Here is an 18654-nt window from a genome sequence, read left to right as displayed (position 1 = left end):
GACGATCACCCACGGGACACGCCCTGCGCCTGAATGGCGGTGATGGCAACGGTATTGACGATGTCTTCGACCGTGGCGCCCCGAGACAGGTCGTTGACCGGTTTACGCAGTCCCTGCAGCACCGGCCCGATCGCGATGGCACCCGCCGAGCGCTGCACCGCCTTGTAGGTGTTGTTGCCGGTGTTGAGGTCGGGGAAGATCAGCACGGTGGCGCGGCCGGCGACGGGCGAGTCGCGCATTTTGGTTGCCGCCACCGACGGGTCCACGGCGGCGTCGTACTGAATCGGCCCTTCGACGGCCAGTTCCGGTTCCCGGGACCGCACTAATTCCGTTGCCGCCCTGACCTTGTCGACATCCGCGCCGGAACCGGAGTCGCCGGTGGAATAGGACAGCATGGCCACCCGGGGTTCGATGCCGAACTGCGCGGCGGTACGCGCCGAGGAGATCGCGATGTCGGCGAGCTGCTCGGGCGTCGGGTTCGGGACGATGGCGCAGTCGCCGTAGGCAAGTACCTTGTCCGGCAGGCACATCAGGAAGATGCTGGACACCGTCGACACGTCGGGCACCGTCCGGATGATCTCCAACGCTGGGCGCACGGTGTGCGCGGTGGTGTGCACGGCACCGGACACCATGCCGTCGATCATGCCGCAGTAGACCATCATGGTGCCGAAATAGGTCGCGTCGTTCATGATTTCACGGGCATGTTCAACCGTGACACCCTTGGCCTGACGCAGTTCGGCGTACTTCTCGGCAAACTGTTCGTGCAGCTCACTGCTGCGCGGATCGATCACCGCCGCGCCTTCCAGGCTGACACCGAGTTCAGCTGCCCGGGAACGGACTTGGGTCTCGTCGCCCAGGATGGTGAGGTCCGCGACCGAACGCTGCAGCAGCCGGCCGGCCGAGCGCAGGATCCGGTCGTCCTCACCTTCGGGCAGCACGATGCGCTTGCGGTCGGCGCGGGCCTGCTGCTGCAGCCGACGGGTGAACATCTGCGGGGTGATGACGGTGGGTATCGGAATGGCCAGCTGTGCCAGCAGATCGTCGATGTCGACGTTGCGGTCCATCAGCTGCAGGGCGGTGTCGATCTTGCGCTGCGACCTCGCGGTGACCCGGCCGCGGGACGATGCCGCCGCACTGGCGGTGTCGTAAGTGCCCAGTGTGGTGGCGATGATGGGCAATCGCAGGTGCAGACCGGCCACCAGCGCCGCAATCGAGGGATGCAGCTCGAGGCCGCCGTTGAGGATGAGGCACGAAAGCGACGGAAACCCTTCGGCCGCATGGGCACTGGCCACCGCGAGCACCACGTCGGACCGGTCGCCCGGGGTGATCACCGCCATGCCGTCGCGCAGCCGTTCCAGCACGTGGTCGGCCGTCATCCCGGCGACCATCACACCCATCACCTCGCGGTCGCGCAGCGAGATGTCTCCGCTTACCGGCGTCCCCTGTACCGCGTCCTTGAGCTCGGTCACCGTCGGCGCGGCCAGCAGCGGCGCCTCGGGCAGCACGTAGCCGCGCGGGGTGAACTTGCGCAAAGCCTCACGAACCGCGTCCAGCTCGTCGGGCGCGCACCGGTTGACCACCACCGCCGCGGCGTGCGCACGCAGCGCTGAAAGCTCAGACAGACATGCCTCGACGACGTCGGCGACGTCCTGCGGCGTGCGGTTCCACCCGCGCACCATCAGCAGCACCGGCGCACCCAGGTTGACCGCGATCCGGGCGTTCGTCGCGAACCCGGCCGGGCTCGTCGCCCCGCCGATATCGGTGAAGTCGCTGCCGACGATCACCACGGCGTCGCATTGCTCGGCCATCGCGTGGTAGGCGTCGGCGATGGTGGCGATCGCGGCCTCGACGTCGTCGTGCACCTGCTGGTAGCTCACGCCGACGCACTGCTCGTAGGACAGGCCCGCGGTGGCGTGGTCGAGCAGCAACTCCAAGATGTAGTCGCGCTGTTCCCCGAGCCGCGTAATCGGCCGGAACACACCGACTTTGGCGACGGTGGCGGCCAGCCGGTGCAGCAAGCCCAGTGCGATCGTGGACTTGCCGGTCTCCGCCTCGGGAGCGGCAATGTAGATCGCCTTCGCCAGGGCCCCCGCGTCAGCCAAGTCTGCGCAACCTGGGCTCGAGGTCTTTCTCGAACAGTTCCAGGAACCTGCGCTGGTCGTGTCCGGGCGCGTGGAACACCAGGTGGTTCAGTCCCCACTGCACGTACTGGCCCACTTTTTCGACGGCTTCGTCGGGGTCGGAGGCCACGATCCAGCGCTTGGCGATCTGCTCGATCGGCAGCGCGTCGGCGGCCTTCTCCATCTCGATCGGGTCGTCGATGCTGTGCTTCTGTTCGGCCGACAGCGACAGCGGCGCCCAGAACCGAGTGTTGTTCAGCGCCAGCTCGGGGTCGGTGTCGTAGGAGATCTTGATCTCGATCATCTTGTCGATGTCGTCGGGGTTGCGGTCGTTGGCCGCCGCCCCTTCCAGGACGGCCGGCATCAGTTTCTCGGTGTAGAGCTCTTCGCCCTTCCCGGAGGTGCAGATGAAACCGTCGCCGGCCCGGCCCGCGTACTTGGCCACCGCGGGGCCGCCGGCGGCGATGTAGATCGGCACACCGCCCTCGGGCACGTCGTAGATCGAGGCGCCTTTGAGCCGGTAGTACTCGCCGTCGAAGTCGACCCGGTCGCCGCGCCACAATTCGCGCATCAACCGCACCGACTCACGCAGCCGCGCGAACCGCTCCTTGAACTCCGGCCAGGAGCCCTGGTAGCCGGTGGCTATCTCGTTGAGCGCCTCGCCGGTGCCGACGCCCAGGAAGATGCGCCCCGGGTACAGGCAGCCCATGGTGGCGAAGGCTTGGGCGATGACGGCCGGGTTGTACCGGAAGGTCGGGGTGAGCACCGAGGTGCCCAGCTGTAGGCGCTTGGTGCGCTCCCCCACCGCCGTCATCCAGGCCAGTGAGAACGGGGCGTGCCCGCCCTCGTGCCGCCACGGCTGGAAGTGGTCGCTGACGGTGGCGCTGTCCATGCCGTGCGCTTCGGCGAGGACGGCCAGTTCGACGAGCTCGCGAGGTGCGAATTGTTCGGCGGACGCTTTGTATCCGAGTTTCAGTTCAGCCACGTGTTCTTTCTACTCCCCTGCTAAATGTCGCCGGATCGGAGCGCCATCGACAGACCGCCGCGGGACCGTATTCCGAGCTTGCGGTACACGCGGCTCAGCGCCATCTCGACGGTCTTATCCGAGATGAACAGCTCGGCGGCGATCTCCTTGTTGGATCGTCCCGTCGCGGCGAGTTCGGCGACACGCCGCTCGGCGGGGGTCAGCCCATCGCTGCCCCCGCTGGTACTGCTCAGACGGGCGAGTTCCGAGCGTGCCCGCGATGCCCACCATGGCGTGCCGAGTTGCTCGAAGGTCTGCAGAGCCGCACGCAGCGAGGCCGAAGCATCCTGCCTGCGCCGGCGGCGTCGCTGTACCTGGCCGAGGAGAAGCCGGCTACGAGCGGTCTCGAACGGCATGGCAAGCAGTTGATGATGCGCGATCGCAGCGACGGCAGCTTCCTCTGCGGCGGCGAGGTTGCCCCGCGCGGCCAGGCATAGCGCGCGGCCCCGTGCAGCCATGGCCAGCATCCACCGACGATTCAGTCGAGTACCGTTTTCTGCCAACGCATTTGACAACTGTTCAGCCTCGTCGACACGACCCAGGCCGGCGAGTGCCTCGATCGCGTCGGGAAGGTAGCCACCCTGCATGATCTCGGTGTCGTGGGCGGGGTCGAAGGTCGCCAACAGCGGTTCCAACACCGTCATCGCTTGGTCGTAGCGGCCCAGGGACACCTCCACGAACGCCAGCGTCGCCGACGGCGCGTCGGCAAGGTAGATCGCGCCGATCTCGTTTGCCGCGGCGACCGCCGCGCCGGCAGCGGTTCGCGCCTCGTCCTCGAGGCCGCGGTAGGCGGCGACCGCCGCCCGCCATCCCCCAAGCCGTGACCAGCAGATGCCGTCCGCCCGTCTGTTCCGCGCGCTCGACCGCCTCGCGGGAAGCCTCCGCCGCGTCGGCGTAGCGCCCCAACCACACGTCGATGGTCGCGAGGTGGTTGAACGCCCAAATGATGTCAATTTCGGTGCCGCCGTTGAGCATTCGGCGACACACCGCGCTCATCTGATCGCGCGCCTCGGCCAGGTCGCCGGTCCAGGCGGAGACTATTGCCCGCACCGCACTGGCCTGATACCAGGTGGTCGCGCCAGCAGCCGGATCCTCCAAACTCCAGCGCGGTCCGCAATGCCGGCTCATCCACCCCCAACCCGTACACGAACGCGGCGCTGACCCAGATCGACAGCGCCCGGCTGCGCAGATCGGGGACATCGAGCCGGTCGGCCAGGGCAACCGCGGTCCTGGCGTGGTCGACCGCTCGGCCGACGCGCCCGATCATCACGGTGGCCAGCACCACCCGCAGCAGGCAATGCAGCCGCAGTTCGGTGCCGTCTTCGGCCTCGTCGGCCGCTTGGGTCAGCGTCTGCACGGCTCCCACCGTGTCATCTCCGTAGCCCTGGACCGCACCGAGCAGCATCAGCGCGAGGCAGCGCATCGCGCCCCTCGGCAGGCTGTCGATGGTCGGCTCCAGCAGCGCGCGCGCCGCGTCTAGGTCGCCCGAGCGGAAATGATGCTCGGCCGCGCGGATGCGCCGGGGCGGGGTGTCTCCGCCCAGTTTCAGAGCCAGTTCCAGCAATTCGGCAGCCGCGGCGGGGGCGCCCCTGGAGACGCTGGCCTCGGCCGCCGCATCCAGAGCTGACAGCGTGGCGGGATCGCCGGTGACCGCGGCCAGTGCCAGATGGCGTGCCCTGAGCTCTGGCTGTTCGACTAGCGAGGCGAGCGTTCGATGCATGGCTCGTCGGCGCGCTGGACCGGCTGTGGCGTACGCACCGGCGGCGAACAGCGGATGGGTGAACCTGAGCGCATGTCCATCCAGGGTGATCACGCCGCGGCTTTCCACAGTCTCGAGTAGCTGCATTACTTGCAACGGCGACATGCCGGCCGCCCGACTCACCAGCTCCACCGTCGGCTCGGCGGCGGTCGCCGCGGCCAGCAACACCTGCCCGACGTCCTCGCCGACATCCCCGATCCTGCGGCGCACCATCGCCGCCAGACTGCTCGGCATGCCCGGCGCGGAGGACGTCGGGTCGGCGAACGTGCTCGCAGCCAGCTCGATCGCGAAAAGCGGGTTACCACCAGACATTTCGTAGATCCGGGTAATCACCGGGCGCGGCAGCGTACGACCCAGCCGCGCCGCCACCACCGCGTGCACACCCCCGAGGCTGAATGGCCGTAGACACACCCGAGTGGTGGTCTCGGGACTACGAAAGTCCAGCCACGAGTTCGAGCGCGCCGCGCCCGGCTCCTCGGTCCGAAAACTCAGCATCATCCCGACGGAGCCGCGGAGCCGGCGCGCGCAAAACCCGATCACTGCACGACTCGACGCATCCAGCCACTGCGCGTCGTCGACGGCCAACAGCACCGGAGACTGCGCGCCGATGCGTTCGACCACGGATAGGAACGCGGTCGCCAGGGTGCGCTCGTCGGTTGCTGGTCCGCTCGAACCGGCCTCGCCGGTGCGGGCACGATTCAACGCCAGCTGTTGGACCGCGGGCAGTTCGGCGACCACCGCGGCGTCGATATCCGTCAGCAGGTCCGCGACCGCGGCATAGGCGTAGAACACCTCCGCGGCCGAGCCGCGCGCCGAGAGGACCCGAAAGCCCAGGCGCTCGGCCTGGCTTTGCGCGTCGAGCATCAGGGTTGTCTTGCCGATACCGGCCTCGCCCTCGACCAGCAACGTCGCAGGACCACTCTGTGCACGCACGAGAAGATCCGTGACGGCCCGGTCCTCAGCCAACCGCTGCACGATGTTCCCCGCCACCCAGCAATCCTCGCAGGAACCAGCACCGGCCCGCACTGCCCGGCTACACCGCGCTCGCGATCGCTCCTACCCCTATGGTCGCGACCCGCTACGCCCGGCTACGCCGCGCTCGCGATCGCTCCTACCCCCATGGTCGCGACCCGCTACGCCCGGCTACGCCGCGCTCGCGATCGCTCCTACCCCCATGGTCGCGACCCGCTACGCCCGGCTACGCCGCGCTCGCGATCGCTCCTACCCCCATGGTCGCGACCCGCTACGCCCGGCTACGCCGCGCTCGCGATCGCTCCTACACTCTCCGGAATGGGTGAGCAGACACAGCTGGTGCAGATCACCGACAGGGTTCATCTCGCGCAGGGACCCGCGGTCAACTGGACGCTGGTCGCCGACCACACCGGGGTCATGCTGATCGACGCCGGCTACCCCGGCGACCGCGAAGAGGTGCTGGCCTCGCTGCGCAGGCTCGGCTACGGGCCCGCAGACGTGCGCGCCATCCTGCTCACCCACGCCCACATCGACCACCTGGGCACCGCGATCTGGTTCGCCCGCGAGCACCGCACCCCGGTGTACTGCCACGCCGACGAGGTGGGTCACGTCAAGCGCGAATACCTGGAGCAGGTGTCCATACCGGCGCTCGCACTGCGACTGTGGCGGCCGCGCTGGGCGTTGTGGACCCTGCACGTGGTGCGCAGCGGCGGCCTGAACCGCACCGGCATCCCGACCGCCCTGCCGCTGACCGACGACGTCGCCGCCGGACTGCCCGGCCGCCCGCGCGCCGTATTCAGTCCCGGTCACACCAACGGGCACTGCTCGTATCTGGTGGACGGGGTGCTGGTCAGTGGTGACGCCCTGATCACCGGGCATCCGCTGATCGTCCACGACGGGCCGCAGCTGCTGCCCGCGATCTTCAGCTACAGCCAGCAACAGTGCATCCGCACCCTGTCGGCGCTGGCGCAGGTGGAATCGGAGATCCTGGCTCCCGGGCACGGACCGCTGTGGCGCGGCCCGATCCGCGAGGCCACCGACACCGCGCTCCGTAAGGCCGGCGCGATCTAGCGGCTCCGGGCACCCAAGCCCAGGTTCTCGCGCAGCGTCTGACCGCTGTACTCGGTGCGGTAGGCGCCGCGCTCCTGCAGCAGCGGCACTACCTTGTCGACGAATTCGTCGAGGCCGTGCGGGGTGAGGTGCGGCACCAGGATGAACCCGTCGCAGGCGTCAGCTTGGACGTAACGGTCGATCTCGTCGGCGATATGCGTTGCGGTGCCGACGAATTGCTCTCGGCTGGTCATCGCGATCACCACTTCCCGAATGGACAGGTTCGCGGCCTCGGCGCGTTCCCGGAAGCGTCGCGCCACCGCGACCGGGTCGCCGTGCCGGACCCGGCCCTGGGTGATGTCGCTGTCGATCACCGGATCGAAGTCCGGCAGCGGACCGTCCGGGTCGTAGCCGGACAGTTCACGACCCCAGATCTGCTCCAGCATGGCTATCGCGGTGGGACCGCTCACCTGTTGGCGCCGCACGTGGTGCGCCTTCTCGCGGGCCTCGTCGGCGGTGTCACCGAGCACGAACGTCGCTGCCGGAAAAACCTTGAGCTGGTTGGGATCCCGGCCGAATCGCCGGGCCCGGCCCTTCACGTCGGCGTAATACCGCTGACCGTCTTCCAGCGACCCGTGCAGGGTGAACAGCGCGTCGGCATACCGGGCACCGAAGTTGCGCCCTTCGTCGGAATCGCCGGCCTGCAACAACACCGGATGGCCTTGCGGGCCGGCAGGCAATGTCGCGAAACCGCTGACGTCGAAATGCGCACCCTGGTATTCGACCCTGCGAATCCCGGCCGGGTCCACATAGACGCCGTTACGCCGCACCACCGCATCCGGGGCCCAGCTGTCCCAGAACCTGCGCGCCACCTCGACGAATTCTTCGGCACGCGCATATCGGTCGGAGTGCGCCAGAAAACCGCCGCGCCGAAAGTTGGCCCCGGTGAAGGCATCTGACGAGGTGACGATGTTCCAGCCGGACCTTCCTTCGGACAGGTGATCCAGGGTGGCGAATTGCCTTGCCACTTCAAAGGGTTCGTTGAAGGTGGTGTTGATGGTGCCGGTCAGACCGATCCGCTCGGTGACGGCGGCCAGCGCGGCCAGCACGGTGAAGGTGTCGGGGCGGCCGACCACGTCCAGGTCGTAGATGCGGCCGCGGTGCTCGCGCAACCGCAGTCCCTCAGCCAAGAAGAAGAAGTCGAACAAACCACGCTCAGCGGTCCGGGCCAGATGCACGAACGATTCGAACTCGATCTGGCTGCCCGCTGTCGGGTCGGTCCACACCGTGGTGTTGTTGACACCGGGGAAATGCGCGGCCAGGTGAATCGGCTTGCGACTCATGGGTTCAACCCCCATCGCCGGGCGATCAGTTCATGGGAGCGAAGTCGGTCTTGATGCCGGTGAGTAACCGAGGTGACGACCAGTTCGTCGGCCCCACAGACCCGCGCCAGCGCGGCGAGCCGGTCGGCGACCTCGTCGGGATCGCCGACGAATTGTGTTGCCAGCCGGTCTTTCACCACCTCGTACTGCTCGTCGGTCAGCGGTGGGCAGTCCTCGGGGGCGGGGTAGGGCATGGCCCCGATGCCCGTGCGGATCGAGTACACCCAATGGCCGTAGCCGGTGGCGAGCTGCCGGGCGGTCGCGGTGTCCTCGGCTACCACGATGTCGGCCGAAACCACCACGTAGGGCTCGGCCAGGGCTGCCGACGGCTGGAACGTGTCGCGGTAGGCCTCGATCGCTTCCAAGGCGGTGGCGGGTGTGATGTGATAGCTGGCCACGAACGGCAACCCCAGCGCCCCGGCCACCCGCGCACTCTGCCCCCGGGTGCTGCCGAAAATCCACGGCCGCAGTCCGGATCCTTCGCCGGGTACCGCGTGCACGTCGAATTCGCCTACCCGGTAGCGGCCTTCGAGCAACGCTAGGATGTCGCCGACCTGCTCGGCGAAGTCCGGCGACAGCGCTTCGGGCTGTTGCAGGATTTCCATGGTGGCCTGCAGCCGTTCCAGGTCGAGCAGCTCACGCACGTCGAAAGGCGTTGGCACCACCACCCCGTCGACTTCGTGCCACCGACGCGGCGGCCTGTGCTCCCTGGGTGGCTTCGGTTTGCGCTCCTCGGAACGACGCTGCCCGGATCGGCCGATCCCGAGATCGATCCGGCCAGGGTAGAACGCGTCGAGCATGCCGAAGCTTTCGACCACCGCGACGGCGGTGGTGTAACCCAGCTGGACCGCCGCGGCGCCCACTTGAATCCGCTTGGTATTGGCCGCAATCTGTCCGATCAGCACCGCAGGTGCCGCGCTGGCGACCGCGACGAAGTGATGCTCGGCGACCCAGTAGCGACGGTAACCCAGATATTCGGCGTGCTGAGCCAGTTCGATGGTGTTGCGCAACGCGGTAGCCGGGTCACTGCCGGCGCTGATCGGCGCCAGGTCCAGGATCGAGAGCGGAATCATGCTGTCAGACCCAGCCTTTCGCGCAGCGTCTCGCCGTCCCGGTAACTGTCGCGGAACTCGCCTGCGCGCTGCAGCAGCGGCACCACCTCGTCGACGATCACCGGCAGGTCGGTGGCGTGCACGGCGGGACGCAGCCGGGCGCCGTCGACACCTACGCGCTGCCACTGCAGCAGTAGGTCGACCAACTCGGCAGCGTTGCCCGACCACACCCAGGTGTCGGAGCGGAAGTCGTCCTGACCGTGGAATGAAACCACGATGTCGGCGAAGACCTTTAGCTTCTCCGAGACGTCCCGCACCTGCTTCAGGAGGTCGCTTATCGAGGCGTCAGCGGGCGTGATGAACACCAGATCGGCGGTGTCGGAGGCGAATTCGTACACCGGGCCGGCGTGTGCCAGCACCGCGACCACCGGCTGACCCTGCGGCGGGCGCGGCGTGATCGAGGGTCCCTTCACCGAGAAGTACTTTCCGGTGAAGTCGATGTAGTGCACCTTGTCGACGTCGATGTAGCGTCCGGTCGCTGCGTCGCGGATCACCGCGTCGTCCTCCCAGCTGTGCCAGAGTCTGCGTACCACCTCGACGTAGTCGCGGGCTTCGGCGAACAACTCGGCGGGATCGACGGTGCGGCGGCCGAACAGCGCCGCCTCGTGGCTGGTGGCGCTGACCCGAGGCTGCCAGCCCGCCCGCCCGTGCGAGACAAAGTCAAGGGTGGCAATGGCTTTGGAGATGTGGAATGGCTCGGTGTGGGTGACGGTGGCCACCGGGATCAACCCGATGTGCCGTGTGCCCGGAGCGATGCGGGCAGCGACCAGCACCGCGTCGCCGCGTCCGGCCAGCCGCTTCGGGTCGATCCGTTCCCGCCGTCCCGGCTGCGGCATCAGGGTGTCGTCGATGGTGAGGAAGTCCAGCAGCCCGCGCTCGGCCGTGGCGGCGAGATCTGTCCAGTAGCGGCCGCTGAGCACCGACCGCGGCTCGTCGAAGAGCTCCCACGCCTGCGTGTGCCAGCCGTAGCCGTCGAGCGCGACACCGAGGTGAAACGTCATGCCAGCGCTTTCAGGAAGGCGATCGGGAGTACCGGGCCGCGGGCGGGCAGCGGTTCGGCCAGCCGGGTGTAACCGGTCGACGCATACAGTTCCACGGCCTCAGGTTGGCGGTCACCGGTGACGAGGTACACCCTTTTGTAACCGCAGATCGCAATCTCGGCTTCCAGCTGCCGCAGCAGTGCCTTTGCGTAGCCCCGGCGCCGATGGTCGCGGTGCGTCCACACCCGTTTGAGTTCGGCGGTCTCGGCGTCGTAGCGGCAGAAGGCACCCCCGGTCACCGGAGTGCCATCCAGCACACCGATCAGCATTCCGCCGTGCGGAGCGGTGAACTGGCCGTCCGGCCCGCTGACAATCCATTGCCGATAAAGCCGGCGCTCCCCGCCGTAGCGTTGCGCGTACTCGTCGGCCAACTCCTCGAGCAGCGGCTGCGCCAGCGGGTCGTCCAGCGCGACGGGCACGAACTGCACAGCGTCGGAATCGGTGGGAGGTGAAGACGGTGCGGACATCACGTAACTGTCTAACGCGTGTCGCCTGGCAGCATTCCGGTGACGTAGCGCGGGCTGGCCGCGATATCGCGGGGCCGCATCCGACGGCGTCCCCCCAGACCCACGACCCCCAGCAACTCGACGATGTCGCGGTCGCAGATCTGCCAGCGCTGGGCAGCCAGATTCTCTGGGACCGAAGGGAATTCGGCCGTGTAGGTGAGTTTGGTCAAATCCACGTCCAAGCCCTGCCGACGCCACAAGTCGATGAAGGCATGTCCCTCCTGCAACTGCAACTGAGTCCAGGGCAGGTGATCGGCGGCAAATTGACTCCCGGCGGCGCTCACGCCGGTGATGTCGCGCAGCAGCCGGTCCTGCGCATCCGGCGGCAGGTAGCCGAGCAGCAGATTCTCGGCGATCCACAGGGTGGGTTGCACGGGGTCGAAGCCGGTGCGCAGCAGCGCGGTCAGCCAGTCGTCCCGCAGGTCCACGCCCACGGCGCACCGGTTCACCGACAGCTTGGCGCCCAACTCGCGCATCATCCGAACCTTGAAGTCAGTCACGTCGGGCCGGTCCAGCTCGTACACCGTCGTGCCCACTGGCCACCACAGCCGATACGCGCGGGTATCCAGGCCCGCACCCAGGTTCACCACCTGACGAATGCCGGCCCGCACGGATTGAGTCAGGAACCCGTCCAGGAATCGGCCGTGCACGGCCAGCACATTGATCATTCCGGTCGTCACCGGGTCGATGCCGCCGTCGGTCGAATACGCATGGTCCTCGATCAGCCGGACGAAATATTCCACCCCGGCGGCGCGCACCAACGACTCGGCGAACGGGTCGTTGATCAGGCCTTTTGTGGTGGCCACCGCCCGGGCGGCGGCGCTGAAGGTAGCGGTGATCCCGACGCCGGTGGTCAGGTCCCAGGTGTCGCCGTCGGTGCGTGCCATCTGGGTCCGTCGCTCAGCTATCCGAGCGACGCTGTCTGACAAGTGTCGCGGTGGCGCGCCACCCGAGCAGCAACACCGCGGTCACAGTCGATGCGACGATCACGAAGGCCCCTGCCACGCTGGCCGAGCTGGCCTTGCGTAGCAACATGCCGACCAGCACGGTCGACGCCCAGACAACCACACCGGTCGGCGCCACGTCGGTGGGCCGGCGCCAGGCGCGGGACAGCAACCAGCCGACCAGGGTCCCACTCAGGAACGGCCAGGCGGTGGTCGCCAGGCCAGAAACGGTGACACCCTCGTCGTGGCTGCGACGCCCGAGGGCGCAGAAGACCACCACGGCCACCACATCCACCCCGAGCCAGGCCGGGGATCGCCGCGGTTGCATGCAGCGAGACTACCGGCACCGGGCAGGATTAAGGGATGAGCACACCGCCGTCGTTCGATCCCTACGACCCGCTGGGCCTGGACGCATCATTGTCCAGCGATGAGGTCGCCGTACGCGACACCGTCCGCGCGTTCTGCGCCGAGCACGTACTTCCGCACGTGGCCGGGTGGTTCGAGGACGGTGACCTGCCGGTGGCGCGCGAGCTGGCCAAGCAGTTCGGCGAATTGGGCCTGCTCGGTATGCATCTGGAGGGGTACGGGTGCGGCGGGGCCTCGGCGGTGCATTACGGGCTGGCGTGTCTGGAATTGGAGGCTGCGGATTCCGGCATCAGGTCGCTGGTGTCGGTGCAGGGTTCGCTGGCGATGTTCGCGATCTGGAACAACGGTTCGGAGGAGCAGAAGCAACAGTGGTTGCCGGGGATGGCTGCCGGTGAGTTGATCGGCTGCTTCGGGTTGACCGAGCCTGACGCCGGCTCCGATCCGGCCGCGATGAAAACCCGGGCCCGGCGCGATGGATCCGACTGGGTGCTCAACGGCCGCAAGATGTGGATCACCAATGGCTCGATCGCCGACGTAGCCGTGGTGTGGGCCGCCACCGATGACGGCGTGCGCGGTTTCCTGGTCCCGACCGACACCGCGGGCTTCTCCGCCAACACCATCCATCACAAGCTGTCGTTGCGGGCGTCGATCACCAGTGAATTGGTGCTGGACGACGTGCGCCTGCCCGCCGAGTCGATGTTGCCCGGCGCCAGCGGTTTGAAGGGACCGCTGTCGTGCCTGTCGGAGGCGCGGTACGGGATCGTCTGGGGCGCGATGGGTGCGGCCCGCTCGGCGTGGCAGGCCGCATTGGACTACGCGACCCAGCGCACCCAGTTCGACCGTCCGATCGCCGGATTTCAGCTGACCCAGGCCAAGCTGGTCGACATGGCCGTCGAGTTGCACAAGGGACAGCTGCTGTCGCTGCACCTGGGCCGGTTGAAGGACAGCGTGGGCCTGCGGCCCGAGCAGGTCAGCTTCGGCAAGCTGAACAACACCCGGGAAGCACTCGAGATCTGCCGGACGGCCCGAACCATCCTCGGCGGCAACGGAATATCGCTGGAGTATCCGGTGATCCGGCACATGGTGAACCTGGAGTCGGTGCTCACCTACGAGGGCACCCCGGAGATGCACCAACTGGTCCTCGGGCAGGCGTTTACCGGACTGTCCGCGTTCAGGTAGAAAGCAGATCATGAAAGCTCTTGTGTTTGCCGCTGCGCTGCTGCCGGTACTGGTGACGATGGCGCCCGCTGCGACGGCCGACCCCACGCTGCCCCCGATGAACTCCACCGGCGGTGGCCCGGTGATCGGCGGCGGGGGCAGCGGCGGGGCGATCGGCCAGCAGCTGTTCAGTTTCCACGACCCCAATATCCAGGAGGTCGACGGGTCGGACGCGGCCCAATTCTTCAATGCGGCAACGGGTGTCAGCAATCGGGACCTCGCCGCGCCCTTCCAGCCGTTGCAACGGATGCTGGGGTGCCAGGTGAACGGGGCCGGGTTCGGGGCGCGGGCCTATCGTCGCAACGACGGGCAGTGGGGCGGCGGGATGTTGGTGATCGCCAAGAGCGCTGTCTCCGACGTCGACGCGCTGAACGCCTGCGCCAAATCCAGCTGGCGCAAGGCTTCGGTTGGCACGCCGACGTCGATGTGTAACAGCGGGTGGACCTATCCCCCGTTCAGCGGTCGCAAGGGCGAGGGCTATTACGTCCTGCTGGCCGGAACCAACTCGGACTTCTGCACCGGTCCGAACGCGAACCTGCGGACCACCGCGAGTTCCTGGCCCACTTAGCGGGCGGGCCGTCCACTAAAACGGCGGGTCGTCGGGCAGGGGTTCCGGAGGGCCGTAAACGGGGGACCCAGTCCGCCGAGAGTTCGGCCGCGTCCTGCGCGGTGGCCGTGGCCCCGGCCGGGCAGTCGTCCTGCCCGCACCCGCAGCTCAGCAGGCGCCCCTGAGCCAGCGCACCTCCAACCACTGATTACGCTCTCGGCACATGAAAGCTGTCGTGGTGGGCGCGGGAATCGCCGGACTCGCGGTGGCCAGCGGACTGCAGCGCGCCGGGTGGGATGTCTCCGTACTGGAGCGAGCGGCCGATTCACAACCGGCTCCGGCCGGATTATCCATATTCGGCAACGGTTTTCGCGCTCTCGACGAGCTCGGTCTGGGCTCTGCCGTGCGGGCGATAAGCGCCGACGAACCCCCCTACACCAAGTCGGGCATCCGCAAGCCGAACGGCCGGTTTCTGGTCACGTTCGCCCCGACGACGTATCAGAACCTGCGCGCCGTCGACCGCACCGAGCTGCACGCGGCGATGTTGGCCACCCTGCGTGCAGGCTCCGTGCACTGGGGACAGCGAGTAGCCGAAGCCGGAACGGACGGCGTCCACACCGACGACGGGCACCACGCCGAAGCCGACCTGATCGTCGGCGCCGACGGGATCCGCAGCCGCGTCCGCGCCAGCCTGCCGCAGGACCGTCCGACCCGGCGTAGCGGCTACGGCGTCTGGCGGGCCATAACCGCGCGGCCGGTACCCGTGGGAGCCGGCGGGGAGACCTGGGGCAGCGGCCAACGGTTCGGTCTGGTGCCGCTCAAGGACGGCCGGGTCTACTGGTTCGCCGTGGTGACCAGCGCGCGCAACGAAACCGGCGCCGCCGCCCTCGACGAGGTCCGGTCCTTGTTCGGCGGCTGGCACGAGCCGATCGCCGAGCTGATCGACGCCACCGAGCCCGAAGCCGTGCACTACACCCACAGCGAGGAGCTCGACGGCCCGCTGCGGTCCTACGTGCACGGCCGCACCGTGTTGATCGGCGACGCGGCGCACGCGATGTCACCCAACCTCGGCCAGGGCGCCAACCAGGCGCTCGAAGACGCAGCAACCCTCTGCGCGTTGCTGGCACCGGTGCAGGACCGCACCGAAATCGAACCGGCGCTGCACCGCTATGACCGGCTGCGCCGGCCCCGAACCCAGCGCATCGCCCGCGAATCGCACAACATCGGGATCGCCGGCCAGTGGAGCAACCCGGTGCTGGTCTGGTGCCGCAAAACAGGCATGACGCTGGCCCCGAACTGGGTCTTCAGTCGCCGAACCACTCGTTTACAGGAGTGGCAATTTCGCTCCGGCAAGTAACGCAGGTGTGTTAGGTTAGCCTGTCCTGCGCGTCCGGGACGGCCTTTACCTTCGTCACTTACACCTCAGGGGCTGCTGCATGCTTATCGAGATCGCGGCGGTGAGCAGGACCTATCAACGGGGCCAGGAACTGGTCAAGGCGGTCGACAACGTCACCCTCACGCTGGGCAACGAGAAGCTGGTCGCCATCACCGGTCAGTCCGGTTCCGGCAAGAGCACGCTGCTGCACCTGATCGGCGGCATCGACCGGCCCGACGAGGGCTCCATCAAAGTCGACGGCGAGGAGCTGTCCCGCAAGAGCGACGACGAGCAGTCCGAGTACCGCCGCCGCAAGGTGTCGTTCATCTTCCAGTTCTTCAACCTGCTGCCCACCCTGACCGCCTGGGAGAACGTGGCGATGCCCCGGGTTCTGGACGGGTCCTCGATCAAGGAGGCCCGCAACGACGCCTGCGAACTGCTGGCGATGGTCGGGCTGGGCGACCGCATCGACCACAAACCCTCGCAGCTGTCCGGCGGTCAGATGCAACGCGTCGCAATCGCCCGCTCGCTGATCATGAAGCCGGGCGTGGTGCTGGCCGACGAGCCGACCGGGAACCTGGACTCCGAGTCCGGCCGCAACATCCTGGCGCTGCTGCGCAAGATCGCCGACGACGGCGCGTGCTCGGTGCTCATGGTCACGCACGACCCGAACATCGCGGCCGCGGCCGACCGCGAGATCGTGATGCGCGACGGCAAGGTCGTCGAACACGCATGATCGCCTCGGCGGCCGTCCGCTTCAAACTGCTCAACCTGCGGTACGCGGTTGCGCACTGGAAGCGATCGCTGAGCTGCGTGGCTGCGGTGATGATCGCCTCCGCGCTGCTGGTGGCCATCGCCGGCATCTACAGCTCGCTGACCAAGTCGGTGGCCACGATGTCCGAAGACCTCTACGGCAAGGCCGCTTTCGAGGTCACCGGCGCGGCCGACAGCGGCATGCCCGACTCGCTGGTCGCGCAGCTGCGCGCCGTCGACGGGGTGGCCGCGGCCGAGCCGATCGTGAAAGCCACGGTGAATACTCCCCGTTCCGGCACAACGCTTTTGGGTGTCGGCCCGGACATCCGGGTGCTGGACAACCGGGTGGGCAACGAGCTGGTGCAGCAGGCGGATCAGGACAAGTCGCACGGCTCGCTGGCGGACGGGGCTATCGCCGGTCCCGGCCTCGGAACGGCGCCGGGCGGCCAGGTCGAGGTCAACGGCGTCCGCGTCAACGTGGTGTTCGTGCCCAAGGGCGACCTCGCCGAGAAGTACAACGCCGGCGACTACGTGATCGTCCCACTTCCGTTGGCGCAGAACCTCTTACACCAGCCCGGCCGGGTGACGTCGGTGTTCGTGGTGGCCAAGCCCGGCGCCGACCTCAACGCGTTGAGCACCGACCTGGTGCGGGTGGTCGACCACCGGGCAGTGGTGGCCGAACCGCAGTTCCGGGTTGCCCAGACCGACAACTCGGTCTCGCTGACCCGCGACACGTTGCTGCTGGTCGGGTCGATCGCGCTGGTCGTCGCGATGTTCATCGTGTTCAACACGATGAACATGGCTGTGGTGCAACGCCGCCCGATGATCGCCACGCTGCGGGCGCTCGGCGCCAAACGCGGTGACCTGGCCCGCGACCTGCTGGCCGAAGTGACACTGCTCGGCTTGCTCGGCGGACTGCTGGGCGCGCCGCTGGGTGCCGCGATGAGCTACCTCGCGATCAAGCGTTTGCCCCCGCTGATGCTGCAGTCGGTGGACGTCAAGCCGGATTACTTCTTCCCGGGCAGCGCGATCGCCGTGGTGGTCGCTTTGGGCGTGGTGGCCTGCGTGCTGGGCGCCGCCTGGCCGGCGATGATGGTCTTCCGGGCTTCGCCCATCGCCGCGATGCGCCCGGTCGAGCTGGAGAGCCTGGGCGACGATCGAACCAAACCGCACCGGGCCGGCGTGGCGGTCGGCGTGCTGCTGATGGCGCTGGCGTTTTTCACCGCAACCCGGCTGCACGACGAAAAAACTTTCGCCGCAGGCATTTTGGTGCTGGCTGGCATCCTGACACTGTGTTGGGCGCTGGGGCCCACGCTGGTGGTACTCGGTAGCCGGATCGCGGCGCTGATGGGGCCCAGCGGTCAGGTCAGTCGCTCGACCATGACCGCGTCGGCCAAGCGGACCTGGGCGAACCTGATGATCGTCACAATCGCCGTGGCACTGGGCAGTGTGACCAGCGGCGTGCTGACCGACGTGGTCGACTCGACCGGTGGCTTCTTCTCCTCGCTGGCCGGTGCGGACATGTACCTGTCCGCCGCGTCCAAGGACGTCGTCCCGATCAGTCCGCTGATTCCCCACGGCACCGACGGCGAAGTTCGGGCCATCCCGGGCGTCGTCGCCGTGAAGCCCGTCCAGTACGCCTACGTCAACGTCGGCAGCGACCGGGTACTGGTGGTGGGCTCCGACCCCGGCACCGTGACACCCGCCTTCGCCGCCATGGACAAGTCGGTGCGGGCCCAGGTCGAAGCCGGTGACGGCGTGGTGATCTCCCGCCAACTCAGCCGACACCTGCACCGCGGGGTCGGCGACAAACTGACGCTGAGCACCCCCTCCGGCGAGCAGGCGGTGCCCATCCTCGGCGTGGTCGACTATCTCACCACCGAGCGCGGCATGATCGCGATGTCGCTGGATCACATGAAGTCATGGTTCCAGCGCGACGGGGCGACCTACCTGGAAGTCCACGTCGACAACCCGAAGAATGCGCCCGCAATCCTGAACCAACTCGAAAAGATCGCTGCCGCAAGGGGGCTGTACGCATTCAGCGGTCAGGACGCAGTGGACTCGGGCAAGGGCGCAGTCGCCCAGATCGGATCCCTGGCCGTCTTCGTGCAGTGGATCGTCGCACTGCTGGCGGCGATGGCGCTGTTCAACGCGTTCATGATCTCGGTGATCGAGCGCACCCGGGAGATCGGCGTGCTGCGCGCCATGGGTGCCTCGCGACGCTACGTGACGAAGTCGATTCTGGTGGAGGCCACCAGCATTGCGCTGTTGGGCGGTGTGCTCGGCATGCTGACCAGCGTGGTGGTGCACCGGTTGGGCACGCTGATCATGAGTTCGGTGACCGCCATCACGGTGCGGTATTCGTTCTCCCCTCTCGACCTTCTCACCGTCCTGGTGGCGGTGATCCTTTGTTGGAGCGGGGCATTGCTACCCGCGTCTCGGGCCGCGAAGTCGACGATCGTGGACGCGCTGGAAGTGGAGTGACC

General features: G+C 67.8%; 16 protein-coding genes. 6 read left to right on the top strand and 10 right to left on the bottom strand.

All coding sequences use genetic code 11. The features are described from left to right. Positions 1-5: 5 nt before the first annotated feature. The 4 genes from pta to L6444_RS03465 form a co-directional block, all read right to left on the bottom strand. Positions 6-2084 carry a phosphate acetyltransferase gene (pta, locus tag L6444_RS03480; RefSeq protein ID WP_236984633.1) on the bottom strand — a complete coding sequence of 693 codons (2079 nt, stop codon included), beginning with the start codon at positions 2082-2084 and terminating at the stop codon, positions 6-8. A gap of 10 nt (positions 2085-2094) precedes the next feature. Beyond that, positions 2095-3105, bottom strand: coding sequence for a glucose-6-phosphate dehydrogenase (coenzyme-F420) (gene fgd, locus L6444_RS03475; protein ID WP_236980606.1), 1011 nt, complete (start codon positions 3103-3105; stop codon positions 2095-2097). A 20-nt stretch (positions 3106-3125) separates the two neighbouring features. Beyond that, complete coding sequence (locus L6444_RS03470; RefSeq protein ID WP_236980604.1) at positions 3126-3767, bottom strand: helix-turn-helix domain-containing protein; 642 nt, start codon at positions 3765-3767, stop codon at positions 3126-3128. A gap of 326 nt (positions 3768-4093) precedes the next feature. Then, positions 4094-5893, bottom strand: a complete 1800-nt coding sequence (locus L6444_RS03465) for an AAA family ATPase (protein WP_236980602.1) — start codon at positions 5891-5893, stop codon at positions 4094-4096. 300 nt (positions 5894-6193) lie between these two features. On the opposite strand from L6444_RS03465, the gene L6444_RS03460 reads away from it, so the two are divergent. Further along, positions 6194-6946, top strand: a complete 753-nt coding sequence (locus L6444_RS03460) for an MBL fold metallo-hydrolase (RefSeq protein WP_236980600.1) — start codon at positions 6194-6196, stop codon at positions 6944-6946. Here L6444_RS03460 and L6444_RS03455 read toward each other — a convergent pair. Genes L6444_RS03455 through L6444_RS03430 form a run of 6 tightly spaced genes read right to left on the bottom strand, consistent with a single transcriptional unit; the run spans position 6943 to position 12237 of the window. Further along, positions 6943-8268 (bottom strand): NtaA/DmoA family FMN-dependent monooxygenase, encoded by a 1326-nt coding sequence (locus L6444_RS03455; RefSeq protein ID WP_236980598.1) that lies wholly within the window; start codon positions 8266-8268, stop codon positions 6943-6945. The genes L6444_RS03460 and L6444_RS03455 overlap by 4 nt on opposite strands. Continuing rightward, positions 8265-9380 carry an LLM class flavin-dependent oxidoreductase gene (locus tag L6444_RS03450; protein ID WP_236980590.1) on the bottom strand — a complete coding sequence of 372 codons (1116 nt, stop codon included), beginning with the start codon at positions 9378-9380 and terminating at the stop codon, positions 8265-8267. The genes L6444_RS03455 and L6444_RS03450 overlap by 4 nt, the downstream gene beginning before the upstream one ends. Continuing rightward, complete coding sequence (locus L6444_RS03445; RefSeq protein WP_236980588.1) at positions 9377-10420, bottom strand: LLM class flavin-dependent oxidoreductase; 1044 nt, start codon at positions 10418-10420, stop codon at positions 9377-9379. The genes L6444_RS03450 and L6444_RS03445 overlap by 4 nt, the downstream gene beginning before the upstream one ends. Continuing rightward, a complete protein-coding gene (locus L6444_RS03440) occupies positions 10417-10926 on the bottom strand; it encodes a GNAT family N-acetyltransferase (protein WP_236980586.1) in 510 nt (169 codons plus the stop codon). Before L6444_RS03440 ends, L6444_RS03445 begins: the two co-directional genes overlap by 4 nt. Positions 10927-10937: 11 nt before the next feature. Further along, a complete protein-coding gene (locus L6444_RS03435; RefSeq protein ID WP_236980584.1) occupies positions 10938-11852 on the bottom strand; it encodes an SAM-dependent methyltransferase in 915 nt (304 codons plus the stop codon). Between the two features lie 13 nt (positions 11853-11865). Continuing rightward, the gene (locus tag L6444_RS03430; protein ID WP_236980582.1) at positions 11866-12237 is read right to left on the bottom strand and encodes a DUF3054 domain-containing protein; all 372 of its coding nucleotides are present in this window, start codon (positions 12235-12237) and stop codon (positions 11866-11868) included. A 35-nt stretch (positions 12238-12272) separates the two neighbouring features. Between L6444_RS03430 and L6444_RS03425 the strand changes: the two genes are divergently transcribed. The 5 genes from L6444_RS03425 to L6444_RS03405 all read left to right on the top strand — a co-directional run bounded on the left by L6444_RS03425 (position 12273) and on the right by L6444_RS03405 (position 18652). Next, positions 12273-13454 (top strand): acyl-CoA dehydrogenase, encoded by a 1182-nt coding sequence (locus tag L6444_RS03425; protein ID WP_236980581.1) that lies wholly within the window; start codon positions 12273-12275, stop codon positions 13452-13454. A gap of 10 nt (positions 13455-13464) precedes the next feature. Then, complete coding sequence (locus tag L6444_RS03420; RefSeq protein ID WP_236980579.1) at positions 13465-14061, top strand: hypothetical protein; 597 nt, start codon at positions 13465-13467, stop codon at positions 14059-14061. Positions 14062-14263: 202 nt separating this feature from the next. Next, positions 14264-15397: an FAD-dependent monooxygenase gene (locus tag L6444_RS03415; RefSeq protein WP_236980577.1), complete on the top strand. Its 1134-nt coding sequence runs from the start codon at positions 14264-14266 to the stop codon at positions 15395-15397. 79 nt (positions 15398-15476) lie between these two features. Next, positions 15477-16151, top strand: a complete 675-nt coding sequence (locus L6444_RS03410) for an ABC transporter ATP-binding protein (RefSeq protein ID WP_236980575.1) — start codon at positions 15477-15479, stop codon at positions 16149-16151. Continuing rightward, a complete protein-coding gene (locus L6444_RS03405; protein ID WP_236980573.1) occupies positions 16148-18652 on the top strand; it encodes an ABC transporter permease in 2505 nt (834 codons plus the stop codon). Before L6444_RS03410 ends, L6444_RS03405 begins: the two co-directional genes overlap by 4 nt. Positions 18653-18654 lie beyond the last annotated feature (2 nt).

This window comes from Mycobacterium kiyosense, from assembly GCA_021654635.1.
GTDB lineage: Bacteria > Actinomycetota > Actinomycetes > Mycobacteriales > Mycobacteriaceae > Mycobacterium > Mycobacterium kiyosense.
Note: the sequence above shows the minus strand (reverse complement) of the source record. Positions and strands in the feature narration are given on the sequence as shown.